Annotated in this window: 14 protein-coding genes and 2 pseudogenes; 8 read left to right on the forward strand and 8 right to left on the reverse strand. The window is 42.8% G+C overall.

Going from position 1 to position 18,164, the window contains the following annotated elements; genetic code table 11:
- Both QUA58_RS28095 and QUA58_RS28100 read right to left on the reverse strand, forming a co-directional pair.
- A partial coding sequence (locus QUA58_RS28095) for an ISAzo13-like element transposase-related protein (RefSeq protein WP_445301910.1) occupies positions 1 to 369 on the reverse strand: 369 nt, incomplete at its 3' end.
- Positions 366 to 833: a hypothetical protein gene (locus QUA58_RS28100; RefSeq protein ID WP_333397367.1), complete on the reverse strand. Its 468-nt coding sequence runs from the start codon at positions 831 to 833 to the stop codon at positions 366 to 368. The genes QUA58_RS28095 and QUA58_RS28100, both read right to left, overlap by 4 nt.
- Before the next feature lie 108 nt (positions 834 to 941).
- Here QUA58_RS28100 and QUA58_RS28105 point away from each other — a divergent pair.
- Positions 942 to 1,789, forward strand: a protein-coding gene (locus QUA58_RS28105) for an IS5 family transposase (RefSeq protein ID WP_333397369.1) whose coding sequence is annotated in 2 segments (ribosomal slippage) — positions 942 to 1,554 and positions 1,554 to 1,789 — 849 coding nt in all. Because the reading frame shifts where the segments join, the coding sequence is not laid out codon by codon here.
- A gap of 449 nt (positions 1,790 to 2,238) precedes the next feature.
- Positions 2,239 to 3,351, forward strand: a pseudogene (locus QUA58_RS28110) (IS630 family transposase).
- A gap of 135 nt (positions 3,352 to 3,486) precedes the next feature.
- On the opposite strand, the pseudogene QUA58_RS28115 reads toward QUA58_RS28110, so the two are convergent.
- Positions 3,487 to 4,655, reverse strand: a pseudogene (locus QUA58_RS28115) (transposase).
- A 215-nt stretch (positions 4,656 to 4,870) separates the two neighbouring features.
- Here QUA58_RS28115 and QUA58_RS28120 point away from each other — a divergent pair.
- A complete protein-coding gene (locus QUA58_RS28120; protein WP_333397370.1) occupies positions 4,871 to 6,151 on the forward strand; it encodes a transposase in 1,281 nt (426 codons plus the stop codon).
- Here the strand turns inward: QUA58_RS28120 and QUA58_RS28125 are convergent.
- Positions 6,125 to 7,213, reverse strand: a complete 1,089-nt coding sequence (locus QUA58_RS28125; RefSeq protein WP_333397372.1) for an IS630 family transposase — start codon at positions 7,211 to 7,213, stop codon at positions 6,125 to 6,127. The two genes, QUA58_RS28120 and QUA58_RS28125, sit on opposite strands and share 27 nt — an antisense overlap.
- A 489-nt stretch (positions 7,214 to 7,702) precedes the next feature.
- Between QUA58_RS28125 and eno the strand changes: the two genes are divergently transcribed.
- Entirely contained in the window at positions 7,703 to 8,983 is a 1,281-nt protein-coding gene (gene eno, locus QUA58_RS28130; protein ID WP_333255021.1) for a phosphopyruvate hydratase, read from the forward strand.
- Between the two features lie 115 nt (positions 8,984 to 9,098).
- On the opposite strand, the gene argC is transcribed toward eno, so the two are convergent.
- Positions 9,099 to 10,157, reverse strand: a complete 1,059-nt coding sequence (argC, locus tag QUA58_RS28135; RefSeq protein WP_333255019.1) for an N-acetyl-gamma-glutamyl-phosphate reductase — start codon at positions 10,155 to 10,157, stop codon at positions 9,099 to 9,101.
- Positions 10,158 to 10,474: 317 nt separating this feature from the next.
- On the opposite strand from argC, the gene QUA58_RS28140 reads away from it, so the two are divergent.
- The gene (locus QUA58_RS28140) at positions 10,475 to 11,491 is read left to right on the forward strand and encodes a sulfate/molybdate ABC transporter ATP-binding protein (protein WP_333255017.1); all 1,017 of its coding nucleotides are present in this window, start codon (positions 10,475 to 10,477) and stop codon (positions 11,489 to 11,491) included.
- 244 nt (positions 11,492 to 11,735) lie between these two features.
- On the opposite strand, the gene QUA58_RS28145 is transcribed toward QUA58_RS28140, so the two are convergent.
- Positions 11,736 to 12,077, reverse strand: coding sequence for a low temperature-induced protein (locus tag QUA58_RS28145; protein WP_333397374.1), 342 nt, complete (start codon positions 12,075 to 12,077; stop codon positions 11,736 to 11,738).
- Between the two features lie 390 nt (positions 12,078 to 12,467).
- Entirely contained in the window at positions 12,468 to 13,238 is a 771-nt protein-coding gene (gene hisF, locus QUA58_RS28150; protein WP_333397376.1) for an imidazole glycerol phosphate synthase subunit HisF, read from the reverse strand.
- A gap of 540 nt (positions 13,239 to 13,778) precedes the next feature.
- Here hisF and QUA58_RS28155 point away from each other — a divergent pair.
- The 3 genes from QUA58_RS28155 (at position 13,779) to nadB (ending at position 17,501) form a co-directional block, all read left to right on the forward strand.
- Positions 13,779 to 14,735, forward strand: coding sequence for an adenylate/guanylate cyclase domain-containing protein (locus tag QUA58_RS28155; protein WP_333255009.1), 957 nt, complete (start codon positions 13,779 to 13,781; stop codon positions 14,733 to 14,735).
- A gap of 254 nt (positions 14,736 to 14,989) precedes the next feature.
- Positions 14,990 to 15,424, forward strand: coding sequence for a photosystem II complex extrinsic protein PsbU (psbU, locus tag QUA58_RS28160; RefSeq protein WP_333255007.1), 435 nt, complete (start codon positions 14,990 to 14,992; stop codon positions 15,422 to 15,424).
- Between the two features lie 424 nt (positions 15,425 to 15,848).
- Complete coding sequence (gene nadB / locus QUA58_RS28165) at positions 15,849 to 17,501, forward strand: L-aspartate oxidase (RefSeq protein WP_333255005.1); 1,653 nt, start codon at positions 15,849 to 15,851, stop codon at positions 17,499 to 17,501.
- A gap of 10 nt (positions 17,502 to 17,511) precedes the next feature.
- Here nadB and QUA58_RS28170 read toward each other — a convergent pair whose 3' ends face one another.
- Entirely contained in the window at positions 17,512 to 17,781 is a 270-nt protein-coding gene (locus tag QUA58_RS28170) for a hypothetical protein (RefSeq protein WP_333397377.1), read from the reverse strand.
- Between the last annotated feature and the right edge of the window lie 383 nt (positions 17,782 to 18,164).

Consider the following 18,164-nt stretch of genomic DNA (forward strand, 5'->3'; position numbering starts at 1 on the left):
ACCACTATCAAGGTCAATCACTAATTCTTCGAGTTCGGTGTAATCAAATTGGTTATTGTGCCACCAATCTGTTAGACAATCCACAATAAAATCTGTAGTTTCAGCGGACTGTCCCATATAAATCGATAGTCGATCGCTTTGAGTGTTAAGAATGCCAAATGGGACTAATATAGCTTGCCACTCGGTATCATGATCGTCAGCCGATTTCGGTTCGATGGTTCTGGCTTTACCACCCCGTGACAGGTTGCCAATTTTTACTTTCGCTTTGGTATCAATTGATATTCGCAGAGACTTGACATCTTGATCCGAGGCTTGATTCTCCTTTAATACATTCTCAAAAATCGCATCAGTTTCGGGATTTTTTTTCAAGGGCTTGGTTTTTTGTGTTTTTTTAGGCGATACCCCATTCGATTTAAAATCGCGCCAATTGTCAGACGAGAAGGTAATTGCTCACTGTCGTAGTTTTTCTGACTCACTAATGCCGATCGTACCGCGAGGGCCGTGATCCGGGCATACAAAAATGTCGATTGAAACTTGGGGTCTGCCTGGGACTCTGGATCGACTAGAGAGCGAAGATCGGCTTCTAAGTTGGGCAGCAAAATTTCACTTTTGTGTCGTCCCCGAACCCGATAATTATCAACACAAATCAGTCCGGTTCGTCGTTCATGTAAGCCCAGTTGAACACTGTCTCGGTTCCACCCCATAAATGTTTCTACTTTGCGGGCCCAAGTATTAAAGTAGTCTTCAGCCACTTTTGCCATAAAGTCTCGACGGCGATAGCCTGTCAGTTTTTGGGCAGCATCCTTAAACGTCGATTTAACGGTCTCACTCAAGATCATTTCTGGCATCCCAATCACAGAGGTCACAACCGCTCATGTCAGATTTTTTGTTTCCTACCCTTCTAGCATAACTGGGGTTATATTTAATTGCAAGCCCCTAAGATGAATTACGAACAAGTACAAAAGTTAAACCCCGCAGACTTTAAACGCTACTGTGGAGTACATCAAGAGACATTCAAAGAAATGGTAAAAATAGTCAAAGCGGAAAAAATATTTCAAAAAAAATCCGGAAGACCCAGTAAATTGTGCATAGAAGACCAAATCTTAATGACATTATCCTATTTGCGAGAATATCCTACTTTTTTTCATCTGGGAATTAAATGGGGTATTGATGAATCAAATTCTTATCGAATTGTAATTAAAACGGAAAAAAATTTAATAAAATCAGGTGTGTTTAATCTCCCTGGCAAAAAAGTTCTGAATCGAAATCAAAATGAGGAGATAGAAACTGTAGTGGTGGATGTGTCAGAACACGAAATAGAACGCCCCCAAAAAAAACAAAAGAAATATTATAGTGGCAAGCAAAAATATTATACAATAAAATCGCAAGTTTTAGCCAACAAAAAAAGCGCTAAAATCATCTGTACCGCTTTTAGTGCGGGGAAAACCCATGATTTTAGTTTGTTTAAAAAAAGTAAGATCAGGATGAATGAAGAACTTAAACTTTTAGGTGATAAAGGTTATCAAGGAATCAAAAAAATTCATAAAAATAGTAGAATCCCATCAAAAAAACCAAGAATAAAGAACTGAGTCAAGCCGAAAAAGTTTTAAATCGGCAACTCGCAACAGAGAGAATTATTATTGAAAATATACATCGAAGTTTAAATATATTTAGAATACTTTCATCAAGATATCGGAATCGAAGAAGGCGTTTCGGATTAAGATTTAATTTAATCGCTGGTATTTATAATTATGAACTTTCTTTAAAGACTAAATTAGAAATCGCCTGAGACTTTCGCAAGAGGTCTATTAACTTTCGAGCAAGTGCAAACGATCTCTAACTTGACTATTGAACGATTAAAAATTCTCGACTTTTTCCCGGATGCCTGTCGTCGTTATTATTTATTGAGTTGATATTTATGGTCATACTAAGAGCATTACTTATTGATTAAATAGTATTTTTCTGGCGACGGCGACTGAGTTCTAATTTATTGCTGTGCCTGTGTATTCGTGTGTGTAATTTTAAGTTTTTATTCACGGATATGGATACTTTTTTTGGTGATGGTGACGGCCACTCAGGTTTTGAGATGTCTCAGCAGATGATTTTATACCAACGGCTCAACTTAAATGTAAACTCGTGTATCGAATGCCACTCTTTTAAGTATTTATACTGAATAAGCTGTTGTGCATTTAAAACGCATATTGGTATAATATAACATAATGATATTCAGAAAAGTAAATGCCTGCTAAAAACTTTCTAAGCTCCGAAACAAAGGAAACTCTTCAACAAGTATTAAAAGAGCATGAGCATCCAGACATTCGGCAAAGAGCCTTAATTTTTTTGTTACTAAATAACGGAAATACACAAGCTCAAACTGCTGAACTAATTGGATGTTCTCTAAGAAAAGTTGCTTATTAAAGTATTCATGGTGATCCTGAGAATTTAGACAGTTTTAAAGATGATAGGATGAAGGGTAACTACCGAAAAGCCACAGAAGAATACATTAATTTACTTCTAGATACAATTGAAGTAGAACCTGAGAAATATGGCTATGAGTTCGGGAGATGGACAACAGCTAGACTTGCAATATATCTAGGAGAAAAGACAGGGATTGAGCTGAGTAGTACCCAAGTAAGGAGAATTTTAAAATCAAAAAAGTATGTTTATCTATGGGGAAAATATAGCTTAGAGTCTAAGCAAGATACCGTAGAAAGGGGTTTATTTAAAGATAAATTAGCTGAGGATTTAAGAATAGCGAAAGAATCTCCGGCTCTTTTACAGGTATGGTTTTGGGACGAAAGTGGATTTAGTTTAAGAGTAATTAGAAGGAAAAATTGGTGTAAAAAAGGGACTCGAAGCAAGAAAAGAGGAGACAGAAGAAAGGGTCGTATTAATGTCATGGGTGGAGTGAGATATTCAGACAAGAAAAGATGGGTAGATTTTATGACATCTGGGAATTCTGCTAATTTTTATGCAGTGCTAAAAAATTTTTATGAAGATTTAAAAGCCGAGTGGATATTGCAAGGAAATTTAGCCGAAGACTTTAAAGATAAAGGCTGTAAGTTTGTGATAATTTTGGACAACGCTAGTTTTCATAAAAAAGCAGAGACTTTGCAGAAAATAGCGTCAGAAATGCCGAATCTAATCCTAGAGTTTTTACCCAAATATAGCCCTGACTATAACCTAGTTGAATTAGTATGGCATTCTGCCAAGGAATATGTTGCAAATAGATTATTTGAATCGATTTAAAAATTAGAATTACTGTTACATAAACTTTTAAATGAAGGAGAACTAATTATGAAATGGAACCGAAAAATAAAAAATAAAGGTAACTTAGTTAATGCAGTTTAGATGTCGAACAGCTTATATCTTGCAGTTATCACCATTGTTGGGGTAGATTCAGTCCACCCACACCCAATGTAACAGTTGGGGTGCGGAATGTGGGTTCTAACATCCTAGGCTTAGTGGTGCAGAAAACTATTTTTGTTAATAAGAAAATGACATAACTTTAGAAAATTCAATCCGCCACTCTAACTTCGCTATTTTTTTGATAGAAGCACAAGCGGGAGGAATTTTCACCCAAGGAATGGGCGTGAGAAGTGGAATTAAACGAGCTTGATGACATAAACTTTTCATAGCTCTGATACCAAGCTGTAAAAGGCTTAAACCTCTTTCACTATGCCAATCTATCTTACTTCTGGAGCTTGTTTCTATCACTATTAATCCCAATCTAATTGCTAATACTTCAGCAATTTCTATCATCATTAATAAATTACTCAAAGCTTTAGCGTCCCTAATTTTCGACCGTAAGATATCAAACCTGCCCGACTTATAATCTTTAAATCGAGGTTCAATTCCGCCAAATTTTTGGCCATATAGTTGGAATGTTTGTAGTGATAAGGGTGTATTTGTTAGTACGGCCCAAGGTTCTTTCACTCCACGACAGTTAGCCGTTCCTAAATTGCACTCTACATCACCAAGCACTTTAACTCCTGAAAATAAATACACTTGGTCTGCGGAGTGGAAATAGTTCCTTTAAAGATTGTGTCTTGCCCGACGCCAAGGTGATTTGGAGATTAGATTTGACTCTAATGCCCCAGTTCCACTGCTGTGCTGTGAGCCACCGCATCAGCTCTCCATGTTCAAACCCTCTGTCAGCCAGTAAAGTTGGCTTTGCGTCTGTTGGTAGTCGAGATTTAGCTGCTTCTAACACGGGTAGATATTGCTCGAAACTAATTGTAGAACTACCATGTTTAATCACAGTTTGAGCCAGAGTGATAGAGCGACCGCCCCACGCCACACATACTTCAATCAGGCAATAAGTGTCCCAAAACATACTGGTATCTATGACTAGAATTAGTTCTTGCCCTGTCCATTCTTTGAGAAATTGTTTAATCAATGGCACATACAACACTTGAGCGCTAATTGCTGGATTATTCATGAAGTAGCTAAGTCGCTCCATATGGCTACGGGCTTGGCAGTCCCGATGGCTGAGGTAAGGAATCCAGTGGGAAGGAAGCGCAAGCACTTTCCGATTCTAATATTGCTGCTACAATCTCTGCACAGTTCTTCAGATGGCGAAAATCTTTGGGGACAATCCATTGACCAAGTTGTCCGAGTAGTTGACAATAGAGTGGGGGTGTAAGCTGTTGCACATTTAAACTGTGATACAAGCATTGCCCTTATTTTTGATTTTGCGACCCCATTTAATTATTAATTGCCCTTCATTTAACAATACTTCGGACAGTTTTGGAATAGGGACGCTCCGCGAGCAGAGCTAAAAAAGTCACTGGGAGCTTAACCAAAAAGACAAAAAAAAGGCACTTTTTACGTTAAGCTCAAAAAACACACGAACTTAAAAAACTGCCTGATGAATATTATTGAATCTATCTTACAACAAATGCCAGAGATTAGTCAAGCGCAAAAGAAGTTTATGGTAATTTTATTTTCCACCATTTTACTTGTTTATGGCAAAGTAAATTTTACCAATCTGTGCCGTTATAGTTCTTTGAATGAAAAGACCTATCGCCGCCACTTTTTCAAAGACTTTGATTTTGCCGGATTTAATAAATTATTGATTAATCAAGCCTTAAATAATGAGCGAACACTTATTGCAGTCATTGATTGTTCTTTTATTCCAAAAAGCGGCAAAAAAACTGAAGGAAAAGCGAGTTTTTATAATGGTGTAGCTGGCAGGCCTGAAGAGGGATTAGAAATCTCTGTAATTTCTGTTGTCGAAGTTGAAACTCATTTGTCTTATAGTTTAAGTGTACAACAAACTCCGTGGCGTCCTCCCACAGAATTACCGAAAAATCCCCTAACTGCTAAGGTAAAAAAAAACTCAAAGAAACGGGGGGAAAAAAGAAATACAGAAATCTCAACGCCTGAGATAACAAGAGTTGACTCCTCGGCCCAACATTTAAAAAAAACTCGTTGTTTATTGCCAGAATCTGTACGTTACTTGGTAGCTGACGGTTATTATTACCGCGCTAAGTTCTGGGATGCTGTACGGGATACAGATCTAAATTTGATTAGTAAATTAAGGGTTGATGCCAACTTGAATTACATCTATACAGGTGAAAGGAATAAACGGGGTGCTCCTCGAAGATATGATGGTAAGGTTGACTGCAATAATTTGAAAAACTTAACCTTTATCAAAGAAATTCAGCCGGGAGTCAAGCTTTATTCATTAGTAGTATGGAGTTGTTGTTTAAAATGTAAAATACGTTTGGCCTGTCTGTCTGAACTTCAACCCAACGGTAAAATCAAAAATATTTTATTATTTAGCACCGATGTTAATCTCCCAGCCGAGCAAATACTTGAGTATTATCAGGCTCGTTTTCAGATTGAGTTTATTTTTCGTGATTCCAAACAATTTACGGGTTTATCCGACTGTCAATCTCGTAGTAGCCAACGACTTGATTTTCATTTTAACTCCAGTTTAATTGCTTTAAATTTAGCCAAATATGAAGCTTATAATCGTCATTTATCTCCGACTCCCTTCGTGTTTTCAATGGCTTCTTATAAACGCTTGCAATTCAATAGGCATCTACTTTACACCTTTATTAACAAGTTAGATTTAGACGCTAACTTGATTTTAAATCATCCTAACCTCCCCTCAGTCCTATCCTATGGTACTCTCGCTGCTTAAAAACTGTCCGAAGTATTGATTTAAGAGGCGGTGCAATAAATACTCTAGTTCTTCAATAGATGTAAAAAGTCGATTGGCAATATATTCTTTTGCCGAATGCCATACTAATTCAATTAAGTTATAATCTGGGCTGTATTCGGGGAGGAATTCTAAATGAAGATTAGGCATTTCTGTTTCAATTATTTTCAGGTACTCTTCTTTCTTATGAAAACTAGCATTATCCAGAACAATCACTATTTTCGCTTTTTTTTCAGCAAATTCTGAGGCTTGATTACCTGCTGATACCCATTCATTGATTAGCTCTTCATAAAAGAGTTTTAGGACTTGATGAAAATTATATGAATTGCCTTTTTTGATGAACTCTATCCACCTTTTTTTATCGGAATTTCTCAATCCTCCCATTACATTAATTCTGCCTTTTCTTCGGTCTCCTCTGACCTTTTTTCCCCTGCCTTTTTTACACCAGTTCTTTCTTCTGGTGACTCTTAAACTAAATCCACTCTCGTCCCAAAACCATACCTGTAAACGTTCTGGCGATTCTTTTTCTATTTTTAAATATTCGGCTATCTTTATTTTAAACGCTGTTCTTTTTTCAGGATTTCTCTTGGACTCTAGGCTATACTTAGCCCAGATGTAAACATACTTTTTTTTCTTTAATATCCTCCGAACTTGTCCTCCACTTAATTTTATCCCTGTGGATTCCTCTAAGTATGTTGCTAATCTCTGCGCTGTCCATCGTCCAAAATCATATCCTAGTTCTTGAGGGTCTTTCTCTATAGTTTCTAATAATATCTCTATATATTTATCGGTGGCTTTTTTGTGATTTCCCTTCATTCTTTCATCTATTAGACTTTCTAGATTGTCGGGGTCTCCCTTCATACACCAATAAGATACTTTATTTATTGAACAACCCAAAAAATCAGCGATTTTAGATTGTGTTTTTCCGTCATTGAGCAATAATAAAATCAGAATTCTTTCTCTGACATTTGCCTTTCTTTCCTCTTTTAAGGCTTTCTGTAGTTTCTCTATTTGTTGGAAATTGAGATGGTTTTTGGCTGGCATTTTTGTAGAGATTGACTAAACTTAATTTTTATTATACCCTATTTAAAAGTACAACAGCTTAGCCATTATTTTACGTGGATTTGTTTTTCGCTAAAACTATCGAACCACGGCGCAAGCCCCTTTTCTCCATTAACTATGATTCTCTACGCTCCTTAAGCATCTCAGGAGTTTTCTGCACCACTAAGCATCCTAGGTTTCTCCTTTTTTGATTGATTTTGTTGACATTCTGATTTTAACAAAGGTTCTAATTAACAAATCTCCGTGAATCTGCTGTTAAAAAAATTAAATTACTGTAAAAATTGTCGAAAATTATTCTGCAATAAGGATTGCTTGTTGACACTATATCGTCGCCCAAATCCGCAAAAAGTTTGAAATGAGCGCTAATAATTGTGGGGATCGCGTACTCTATTACCCGTTAGCAGTCAGTTACCGAAAGCCTGCTGAATGCTAATTGTCATCAACCATTGAGTTAAGTCAGGAATCGTTCATATGCAAGACACTGCGATCGAATCTATTCAAGCCAGAGAAATTCTCGACTCCCGCGGCCGCCCCACCATTGAAGCTGAAGTTTATCTAGCCAACGGTGTTGTTGGCCTCGCCCAGGTTCCCAGCGGCGCATCTACAGGCTCTTTTGAAGCCCACGAATTGCGAGACGGCGACAAAAACCGTTACGGCGGCAAAGGAGTCTTGAAAGCCGTTGCTAACGTCGAACACAAAATTGCCCCTGCTTTGGCTAATCTCGATGCGATCGACCAAGCACTGGTAGACCAAACCATGATTGACTTGGACGGTTCCCCCAACAAATCTCACCTCGGCGCAAATGCCATTCTCGGAGTCTCCCTAGCCACAGCAAAGGCAGCCGCCGAGACTTTAGGACTCCCCCTATATCGCTACTTGGGCGGCACTTTAGCGAACGTTTTACCCGTACCTTTGATGAACGTGATCAACGGTGGTTCCCACGCGGACAACAACGTAGACATTCAAGAGTTTATGATTGTACCTGTGGGAGCGCCTTCTTTTAAGGAAGCTTTGCGCTGGGGAGCAGAAATATTTGCTAGTCTGGCAAATGTCTTGAAAGACAAAAATTTGCTGACTGGTGTCGGTGATGAAGGCGGTTTTGCTCCTAATTTGGGTTCCAATCAGGAAGCTTTGGATTTGTTGATGATGGCAATTGAAAAAGCTGGTTACAAGCCAGGGGAACAAGTTGCTTTGGCTTTGGATGTTGCTGCTAGCGAATTTTACAAAGATGGGCAGTACACTTACGACGGTGTGGCTCATTCGCCGGCAGAATTAATCGATTATTTGGATGGTTTAGTAGGTCAATATCCGATCGTTTCCATTGAAGATGGTTTGCACGAAGACGATTGGGACAGTTGGGTGGCGCTGACTCAGAAAATGGGCAGCAAAGTTCAGTTGGTGGGTGACGATTTGTTTGTTACCAACCGCACGCGGCTGCAAAAAGGAATTGATTTGAAGGCTAGCAATTCGATTTTGATTAAGCTGAATCAAATTGGTTCTTTGACTGAGACTTTGGATACGATCGACCTTGGCAAACGGAACAGCTATCGATCGGTCATCAGCCACCGTTCTGGCGAAACTGAGGATACCACAATTGCTGATTTAGCGGTAGCGACTCGCGCCGGTCAAATCAAGACTGGTTCCCTGTGTCGCAGCGAACGGGTGGCTAAATACAACCGTTTGTTGCGGATTGAGGAGCAATTGGGCGATCAAGCGATCTATGCTGGTGCGATCGGCTACGGGCCGAAATAGCGCTCGATAATCGGTAATTGGGCATGGGTAATTGGGAATGGGTAATTGGGAATCGGTTAGTTTTTAATTTTCATGCCCAGTGCCCAATGCCCAATGCCCTATGCCCAATGCCCAATTAAGGATAGAAAGCCAATTGAGGCAAACCCAAAGTTTCTTCCCAACCCATCATCAAGTTCATGCACTGGATGCCTTGGCCGGCTTGTCCCTTAATTAAATTGTCGATCGCCGACATCACAATTACCCTGTCAGTACGCGGATCGACTTCGATGCCGATATAACAAAGATTCGTGCCGCAAGCCCATTTTGTTTGCGGGTAAACTCCAGCCGGCAACACTTTTACCCAAGGACAATTGCGGTAAAAAGCGCTGAAAATCGTGATTAAATCTTCCCGCACCAAACCCGGATCACGCAAAGTGGCGTACACAGTCGCCAGAATTCCCCGCACCATCGGAATGAGGTGGGGAGTAAACTGAACTTTAATATCGTGTCCCGCTAAATCGCTGCAAATTTGCTCGATTTCTGGCGTGTGGCGGTGGCGGCCAACGCCGTAAGCGCCCAGAGAACCCTCTGCTTCAGCCAACAAGAGATTAACTTCGGCTTTGCGGCCTCCTCCCGAAGCACCGGATTTGGCGTCGATAATTGCTGTTTCTGGCACAATGAGGCCTTGTTTGAGCAAAGGTGCCAAGGCTAACAAACTAGCAGTGACGTAGCAGCCGGCACAGCCTACTAACTGAGCGTCTTTAATTCGATCGCGATACAATTCTGGCAAACCGTAAACAGCCGTTGCAGCCAGTTCAGAGTCCGATCGATCCCCGCCGTACCAAGCTTTGTAAGTTTCCAGATTTTCAAATCTGTAGTCAGCCGACAAATCCAAGACTTTGCAGCCTTTTTCGATCAGCGTCGGTGCCATTTTGCAAGCTAAACCGTTCGGCAGCGACAGAAACACAACTTCACATTTTGCTGCTATTTTGTCTAGGTCGATCGCCTCGACTGTCAAATCTATGCAGTTAGTCAGATGCGGATAAAGGCTGGAATAAGGTTTTCCTGCACTGCTATCCCCGCCCAAATAAACTACTTCAGCCGCCGGGTGGTCCGCCAGCAGTCGCACAAGTTGCACGCCGCCGTACCCTGAAGCGCCGATAATTCCTACAGGCACACGTCCAACATCTCCCATTTTCCTTTATCCCCTCAGCCGTTGAAGTCAAAAACGCTTGAACTTTTGCTGCATTGTAGTACCAAACGCCAACTTTGGTGGCAAAGAATTGTGTTGTTTTGTGATGGAGGTGAATTTTAGAGAATTTTTGAGCTTTCCAGAGGTAGGTAAGACCATAAAATTAAGCAACTGATGCGCGATCGTGCTATAAAAAAACTTACCTTAACCCATCCACAAACCGGAGATTAACATTTTTCACTTTTGTCTCGAACCTCGAAGCTCAACATCCATGCTTTAAATCCGTTAAATCCGTTATAAAATCCGTTGCCGAACTTCCTATGGGTATAGTCGTAGAAAATGTAAGTAAACAGTTTGGCAGTTTCCAAGCACTCGATCAAGTCAGCTTGCAGATTGAATCCGGTTCCCTAGTCGCATTGCTGGGCCCGTCTGGTTCCGGCAAGTCTACGCTGCTGCGGCTGATTGCAGGTTTAGAAATGCCCGACTCCGGCAAAATCTGGCTAACAGGCCAAGATGCCACCAATACTAGCGTCCAAGACCGCAATATTGGGTTTGTGTTCCAGCATTACGCGCTATTCAAGCACATGACAGTGCGAAAAAACATCGCTTTCGGCATGGAAATTCAGAAAACTGCACCGGCGAAAGTCAAATCGCGGGTAGAAGAATTGTTGAATTTAGTGCAATTGGGAGGATTGGGCGATAGATACCCGTCGCAACTTTCAGGAGGTCAGCGGCAGCGGGTGGCCCTCGCCAGAGCCCTAGCTGTGGAACCGAAAGTGTTACTGCTAGACGAACCTTTTGGAGCTCTCGATGCCAAAGTTCGCAAAGATTTGCGTGCTTGGTTGCGGCGATTGCACGACGAAGTTCACGTTACCACAGTCTTTGTGACGCACGATCAAGAAGAAGCGATGGAAGTTGCCGATCGAATTACAGTAATGAATAAAGGTAAAATCGAACAAGTCGGCACACCCGCAGAAATTTACGACCATCCCGCTAGTGCTTTCGTAATGAGTTTTATCGGCCCAGTCAATGTATTGCCCAGCAGTTCAAGAATGTTTCAAGACAACGGCTTTGACTCAGCCAACCCCGAAATTTTCTTGCGCCCTCACGACGTAGTAATTGAAACCACAGAAAATAGTGCCACAGTACCTGCAAGAATCAGTCGCTTGATTCATTTAGGATGGGAAATTCAGGTAGAATTAACTTTAGATGACGGTCAAGTGCTCAATGCTAATTTGACCAGAGAAAAGTTTGACCAATTGCTGTTACAGCCGCAGCAAAGAGTGTTTGTCAAGCCGAAAGGTGCTAAATCTTTTCCGCTTTTTTATTCTATCTGATATCAGGTGCGATCAAACGATCGAACCCTCTGATACCAATTCCGGTTGCACTCGTCATGATTGTTGACTGTTGACTGTTGACCGTTGACAGGGGTAGAAAAACTGAATGGTTGAGTGTTAACTCTTGACTCGATTTTATTATTTTGATGCAACCGGAAACCGATATAAATTGAGAGCAAACACACAAAAATCAAGGGACACGGCATTGCCTTGTCCCTAATTTTTCAGGCTGATAACTGCGCTGTTAGTCTTTAATATTGCCGACAGCCTTTTTCACTTGTTGCTCAAAAGATGTCGCCCTTGTATTAGAAGGATTTTTCATCTTCTCGCTGTCAGCATCTCCCTGAACTTCATTAATCCCTTCGTTAGCTTTTTCCTGAGTTTCTTCCAGAGACATAGGATCTTTCAAAACTGCTTTTTGAGCTTCTCTCTCAATCGCCGTCAGTTGAGCTTCGCCTTTAGTCGGGCTGCTGGTAACAGCAAAAGCTGGGAAAGCATTGGAAACAAACATCAATGCACAAAAACAAACAGCTATTAAACTGCGAACAAAACGCTTGGCAGGAAAATTAAAGCTGATAAAAGACATACAAATTTTCTCCATTTTTACAAATTTTCATCGCTCAGATTGTTAACAGGCTGAAGCTCGTTCAAATTCTGTACAATCTTTAGCTCAAGTTCGATAAAAGCAACAGCCTTGAGCAGTGGCTCTTTCTTAAATTGAGGTAATATATATTGTGCTAAAAATACTGGTATTTGAAATCCTTCTCAGGGAATATTTTGGCTTTGTGTCTTCCGATAGATGAGTCTGGTGCCTCACTGAAGTCCGATTGAGACTTGAGATGGGAGTATCTGTGGCAGCATCTGAGCCTGCTCTCCCCGCTAAGGCAAAAAACCCGGTGTCTTTGAGAATCGTGGCTGCTATTCGACAGAGATCGATCGAGCAACCGGGTTTTTTGTCCCATGCGTAACTCCTAAACTACTGTTGCCGCACGGGAACTTGATGTTTTGCTAGATAAGTCTTAATTTCTCCTACACTGAGTTGCCCGTAATGCAGCAGGGAAGCCAGCAGTGCAGCTTCTGCTTTGCCCTGTGTCACGGCTTCGTAGATGTGGTGACAGTTGCCGGCGCCGCCGGAAGCAATGACGGGAATTTCGACAATTTCGGCAATGCTTCGGGTTAATTCCAAATCGTAACCGGCTTGAGTGCCGTCCGAGTCCATGCTTGTCACCAAGATTTCGCCGGCGCCGCGCTGTTCGGCTTCCTTGGCCCAGGCGATCGCATCTTTGCCAGTATTTTCTCGCCCTCCGCGCACGTAAACGTCCCAACCAGGATTATCTGCGTCTTGCCGTTTGCGAGCGTCGATCGCCACTACAATGCACTGATTGCCAAATCGATCGCTCGCTTTGTCAATCAAACTCGGATCGCGCACCGCCGCCGAATTAATGCTTACCTTATCTGCGCCCGCCCTCAACAAACTTTTAATTGTGTCTAAGGATTGGATGCCACCGCCTACCGTCAAAGGGATAAATACTTGATCGGCCGTTCGGTACACCACATCGATCATAATATTCCGGTCTTCGTGAGTCGCCGTAATGTCCAGAAACACCAACTCGTCAGCGCCCGCATCGTTGTATACCTGAGCCATTTCTACCGGATCGCCAGCATCCTGAAGGTTGACAAAATTGACACCTTTGACCACGCGGCCGGCTTTTACATCCAGACAAGGCAAAATTCTTTTCGACAACATAAAATTCTCGTGTTTCTAATTTATTGACCGCCGCAGCGAGGAAAAGGCTTTGTTGATACCTTCAAGAACAGGAAGTTAAGCAACAAATCTTAAACATACCTTGTCTTTAACAAATCTCGGTTTGAGCTGGAAAGGCATTTTTCTGTTTTTTTCTGCCCCCTCAGCATAAATAAAACTTGGATCGCAGTGGGAGTGGCAACATTAGGTAGAATATTGGGTAGATCGTTATATTTTCGGCAAAAAGCAGCAAATTTAACTCCCCAGATACATCCTTGGGGTGAAAAATATGACAATTTCGCTTATGATCGAACCATAACTACCTTCGCTGGCGATCGAATTTTGGTTCTGCAATCCTGTAGGGTTTGGTGCATCGACGATCGACTAAACAATTTTAGATTTGAGAACAGCCGATTTGAGGTTTTTAGCAGCAATCTCAGTTATCAGCCACGCGGTAAAGTTAAAATTTAAAGTTTAAAACCTCAAATTGGTTGACTTGATGTCGTTTTTAGGGCTGTGGTGACTTTGCAAGCCAATCCACATATGGTACTTCGCACAGAAGGCGGCAATCGCTACTTGCCGCTCTCCGGCAGCAATTGCTGGACAGTAGGGCGGAGCGATGACAATAATTTTGTACTGACAGATCGCTGGATTTCCCGTAATCACGCGATGTTACAGCAAATGGAGACAGGAGAGTTCTACCTGATCGACTTGGGCAGCCGCAATGGTTCCTTTGTCAACGGGCGGCGGGTCAGTATTCCTGTAACTCTCAGAAATGGCGATCGGATTATTTTCGGTCAAACCGAATTGGACTTCTACAACCCAACCGCCGGCCACCGGCACGATCCAATAAACGAGACAGACTCTGAAGATTTTACGGCGACTTTGACGGTGCGTAGCCTGATTAGCGTCATGGTAATGGACATCCGAGATTTTACCGTTTTGACTAGACAGCTAGACGAAACGCTACTCTCGGAAGTCATCGGGAATTGGTTCCGCAAAGCAGGACAGATCATTCGCGAACACGGCAGTTGGGTGGACAAATACATCGGCGATGCGATCATGGCCGTGTGGTTTCACAAAACCAGCGGTGTCAGCACCGAGGAAATGATGCGGATTTGCCAAGCTTTGAGCGAACTGCACAAGGCAACAGACGAACTCAGCAGCCGTTACCCCCTACCTTTTCCTTTGCGAGTCGGGGCCGGAATCAATACTGGTTATGCAATGGTGGGAAATTCTGGCAGCAGCGACCGATCGGACTACACCGCTTTAGGAGATACTGTAAACGCAGCATTTCGCCTAGAGTCTTGTACCAAGCAACTGGGTAAGGATATCGCCGTGGGAGAAACGACCTACAAATACCTGACGGAATTGGGAGCCCAAGGCGCTTTCGAGCCGCACACCGTGGCTTTGAAGGGTTACGACACTCCCAGCCTGACTTACGCTGGTACTTATGCTGACTTGAACGCTTTTCTCAAAAGGAAAGGAAAGAGTTCTTGATAGCTAGAAAATGGGTGCAGGGCAAAAATTAACCCTTGAAAATGGTAGTCCGAGTTTTTAATTTGGACTGCCTTTTATAAACTTGCCTGCGATGCTTAAAAGTCGGGTATTATCATATATCGTCAGCGTTGTCAATACCAAAATGTAAAGTTTATCACAGCCGTCTACCTGTTGCGGATTTATCTGAAAAACTGCATAAGCAAAATGGTAGTCTCTACATAAATGCTGTGTATGAAATTGGGAGACAAAACTTCATGAAACGATTGGGTCGTCTATTGGCAGTATTGGGCTTAGTGCTGGGCTGCTTTGCATGGGCTGGAGACCAAAGCGCGATCGCGGGCACATTGAGCCGTATCGTCTTACCACCATCCTCGCTCATAGTGGTTGACGTTCCGACTAGAACAAATCGCGCCGATGACAAACTTGCCACAGAATACGGCAAAAAAATTGACTTGAACAATAGCGGCGTCCGGGACTTTCGGGAATTTCGAGGGTTGTATCCTACTTTAGCTGGACTAATTATTAAGAATGCTCCTTACGAAGAAGTTGAGGACGTACTCAACATTTCAGGCTTGACGGAAGCTCAGAAAACCGTGCTGCAAGCTAACCTGGACAAATTCACAGTAACTGATGTCGAATCAGTATTTATTGAAGGAGACAACAGGTTGAACAACGGTTTTTACGACTAAATAGCAGTGGGCTTCCTTTAAAGGCAGAAAGCAGAAGGCAGAAGGCAGAAAGCAGAAAGAAAAAAATTTTTCTAGAGGCTGATGACTTCTGCCTTTAATTTCTCAAGCATTCGGCAAAGCTATCAAAAATTGGCGAGATTGAAATCAGTACGTTTTCGAGATTCATTTGTAGGGTCAATCTAAAATAGACTTGCATTGAATAAGTCGTCTATCGATACAGAAACCCCAGATTAAAGGCTGATAAACACAGATAGACGCAGATAATTTCAGATGATTTGTGATTGAGTGCAAGAAATATAATATGAAATCAACAGACATTAATTCCAGCCCCAAGATTCATCTGTAGAGTTAATTCTAAAATCTAAAACTTGTTCGCTCGCGAAGTCGAAAAATCTAAAATCTAAAATCTAAAATCGGCAGACTTATGACTGACAAATTTGATGTATTAGTGATAGGTGCTGGCGCGGCCGGTTTGTACACAGCACTTTGCCTCCCAGAGCATTTGCAGGTGGGCTTAATCAATAAAAATACCCTACCTGTTTCTGCTAGCGATTGGGCTCAAGGGGGGATTGCCGCAGCGATCGCCCCTGAAGATTCCGCAGCGCTGCACGTTCAAGATACACTGGCTGCGGGAGCAGGTCTTTGCGATGTGGAGGCGGTGAAATTTTTAGTCGAGGAAGCTGGTGCTTGCATTGACTCCCTGGTGAAAATGGGCGTTGCATTCGATCGCACCGGCCCAGATTTAGCCCTCACCCTAGAAGCCGCCCACTCCCGCCGCCGAGTCCTCCACTCCGCCGACACCACAGGAAAAGCCGTCGTCAGCACACTGACAGCAAAAGTATTAAACCGCAAAAACATTCAACTCGTATCCCCCGCCTTTGCTTTGAGCCTGTGGCTCGACAAAAACGGGCGCTGTCAGGGCATTAGCTCGATTTGCGACTCCCGAGTCAAATGGCTGCGGGCAGAGGCCGTAGTGCTGGCTACAGGCGGCGGCGGACAAGTTTTTGCTCAAACCACCAACCCGTCGGTAAGTACCGGGGACGGGGTAGCCATTGCGTGGCGCGCCGGGGCGCTGCTGCGAGATTTAGAATTTGTGCAGTTTCACCCGACGGCGCTGAGTAAAGCGGGCGCGCCTCGGTTTCTGATTAGCGAAGCGGTGCGGGGGGAAGGAGCTCATTTGGTTGACAGCAAGGGATATCGGTTTGCTTTTGACTCTCACCCCAGCGGGGAACTCGCCCCTCGGGATGTCGTTAGTCGCGCTATTTTCCGCCACTTGCAGAAGACGGGGGAACCTCACGTTTGGCTGGATTTGCGCCCGATTGCGGTCGATCGACTGCGCTACAGGTTTCCGAATATTATTCAAGTGTGCGCTGATTGGGGAGTTGATATTTTTTCCGAACCGGTGCCGGTGACGCCCGCCGCCCATTACTGGATGGGAGGGATTGTGGCGGACAAGTTTAACCAAACTTCGATTCCGGGTTTGTACGCGGTGGGAGAAACTGCCAGCACTGGAGTGCACGGCGCTAATCGGTTGGCGAGCAATTCGCTGCTGGAATGTCTGGTTTTTGGCGCGCAAATGGGACTTTTGCAGGTAGAAGGTGAAAAGTCCGAGGCTTTACCAGATGAGTTCGATTCCGGGGAAATCTGGGAAAAATCGATTTCACAACAGGATATGGAGGCGATCGAAAAATTGCGAGTCGAATTGCCGAGTTTGGTGTGGCAGAGTGCGGGAATTTGCCGGGGAATGCGGGATTTGGAAAGTGCGATCGTCCAAGTTGAGATTTGGCGGCAAGAATTTGCCTCTTTGCCTTTGAGTCAAGCGCTTGATAATTTACGGCCCGGACAAGTTATTGATTTTTCGCCGGCTGATGCGGAGAATAGCTCGGTTTTGCGAAATTGGGGGGAAGTTGGCAATTTATTGGATATTGGCTACTTAATTCTCAAAAGTGCTGCGTTTCGCACGGAAAGCCGCGGCGGTCACTACCGGGTAGACTATCCACTTACCGATCCCGATTGGTGCAGGCACACTTTAATTCACCAGTGCAATTGGTACAAATCTGGGCGAATAGAAGATTGAAAAATTGGGTTCAGCGCGTCCCCGTACCGTCACTTTTTGGGTTCCCGTTGGGGTCTGGTTCGTATTTTTTGGGGTTGTTTGGAACCCGAGAAGTTCGCGCGACTGTCAAGACTGTGGAGGTCGATGGCGTCGGGCCCCGCAAGCTACGGTCTTTTGTTGAGTTGCTGGTTGAGTTACTGGCAAGTAAGGCGGCATTTGCGATGCCGATCGTATTCACTTGCAGGCAGGTAGCCAGGGTTGCCGTTGTTGTGAGCTGAATCAAAGTACGCATAGTATTCATAGCCTTATTCAAATCACCGCAGTATATGCACGTCTGTACAACCTATTATATCGATCGATTTCCGTAGTTCCACTGATATCTTTACATTTCCTTTAATTAACTTTCGTAAATATACGTAAAGTTTTATAAATCAAGGCTTTTTGCCGATTTGAATTGGGTCTCCGGTCTCAGTTTGTGAAATTTTTAATATTTTTTAACATTTAGATGAGACGGCAATTTTCTGTAATAAGTTTCATATTTTTTAACTCAATCTAATGACAGATGACAGATTAAACGCTTTTCGCTTGAAAAATTGGGAATCACTTATAGACATCTCCAAAATAGTAACATTATGTGGTAAAAGAACATAAGAGACCTTTTTTTACACAGAAAAATGAGCGACA

It is taken from the genome of Microcoleus sp. N9_A1 (genome assembly GCF_036701795.1).
Taxonomy (GTDB): Bacteria; Cyanobacteriota; Cyanobacteriia; order Cyanobacteriales; family Microcoleaceae; genus Microcoleus.

What these genes read in the sequence shown, in the direction of transcription:
- QUA58_RS28125 (WP_333397372.1), bottom strand. Translation starts at nt 7,213, where the DNA reads ATGCCAGCCAAAAACCATCTCAATTTCCAACAAATAGAGAAACTACAG.
- QUA58_RS28145 (WP_333397374.1), bottom strand. Translation starts at nt 12,077, where the DNA reads ATGTCTTTTATCAGCTTTAATTTTCCTGCCAAGCGTTTTGTTCGCAGT.
- QUA58_RS28170 (WP_333397377.1), bottom strand. Translation starts at nt 17,781, where the DNA reads ATGAATACTATGCGTACTTTGATTCAGCTCACAACAACGGCAACCCTG.
- QUA58_RS28140 (WP_333255017.1), top strand. Translation starts at nt 10,475, where the DNA reads ATGGGTATAGTCGTAGAAAATGTAAGTAAACAGTTTGGCAGTTTCCAA.
- hisF (WP_333397376.1), bottom strand. Translation starts at nt 13,238, where the DNA reads ATGTTGTCGAAAAGAATTTTGCCTTGTCTGGATGTAAAAGCCGGCCGC.
- QUA58_RS28120 (WP_333397370.1), top strand. Translation starts at nt 4,871, where the DNA reads ATGAATATTATTGAATCTATCTTACAACAAATGCCAGAGATTAGTCAA.
- QUA58_RS28155 (WP_333255009.1), top strand. Translation starts at nt 13,779, where the DNA reads ATGGTACTTCGCACAGAAGGCGGCAATCGCTACTTGCCGCTCTCCGGC.
- psbU (WP_333255007.1), top strand. Translation starts at nt 14,990, where the DNA reads ATGAAACGATTGGGTCGTCTATTGGCAGTATTGGGCTTAGTGCTGGGC.
- argC (WP_333255019.1), bottom strand. Translation starts at nt 10,157, where the DNA reads ATGGGAGATGTTGGACGTGTGCCTGTAGGAATTATCGGCGCTTCAGGG.
- eno (WP_333255021.1), top strand. Translation starts at nt 7,703, where the DNA reads ATGCAAGACACTGCGATCGAATCTATTCAAGCCAGAGAAATTCTCGAC.
- nadB (WP_333255005.1), top strand. Translation starts at nt 15,849, where the DNA reads ATGACTGACAAATTTGATGTATTAGTGATAGGTGCTGGCGCGGCCGGT.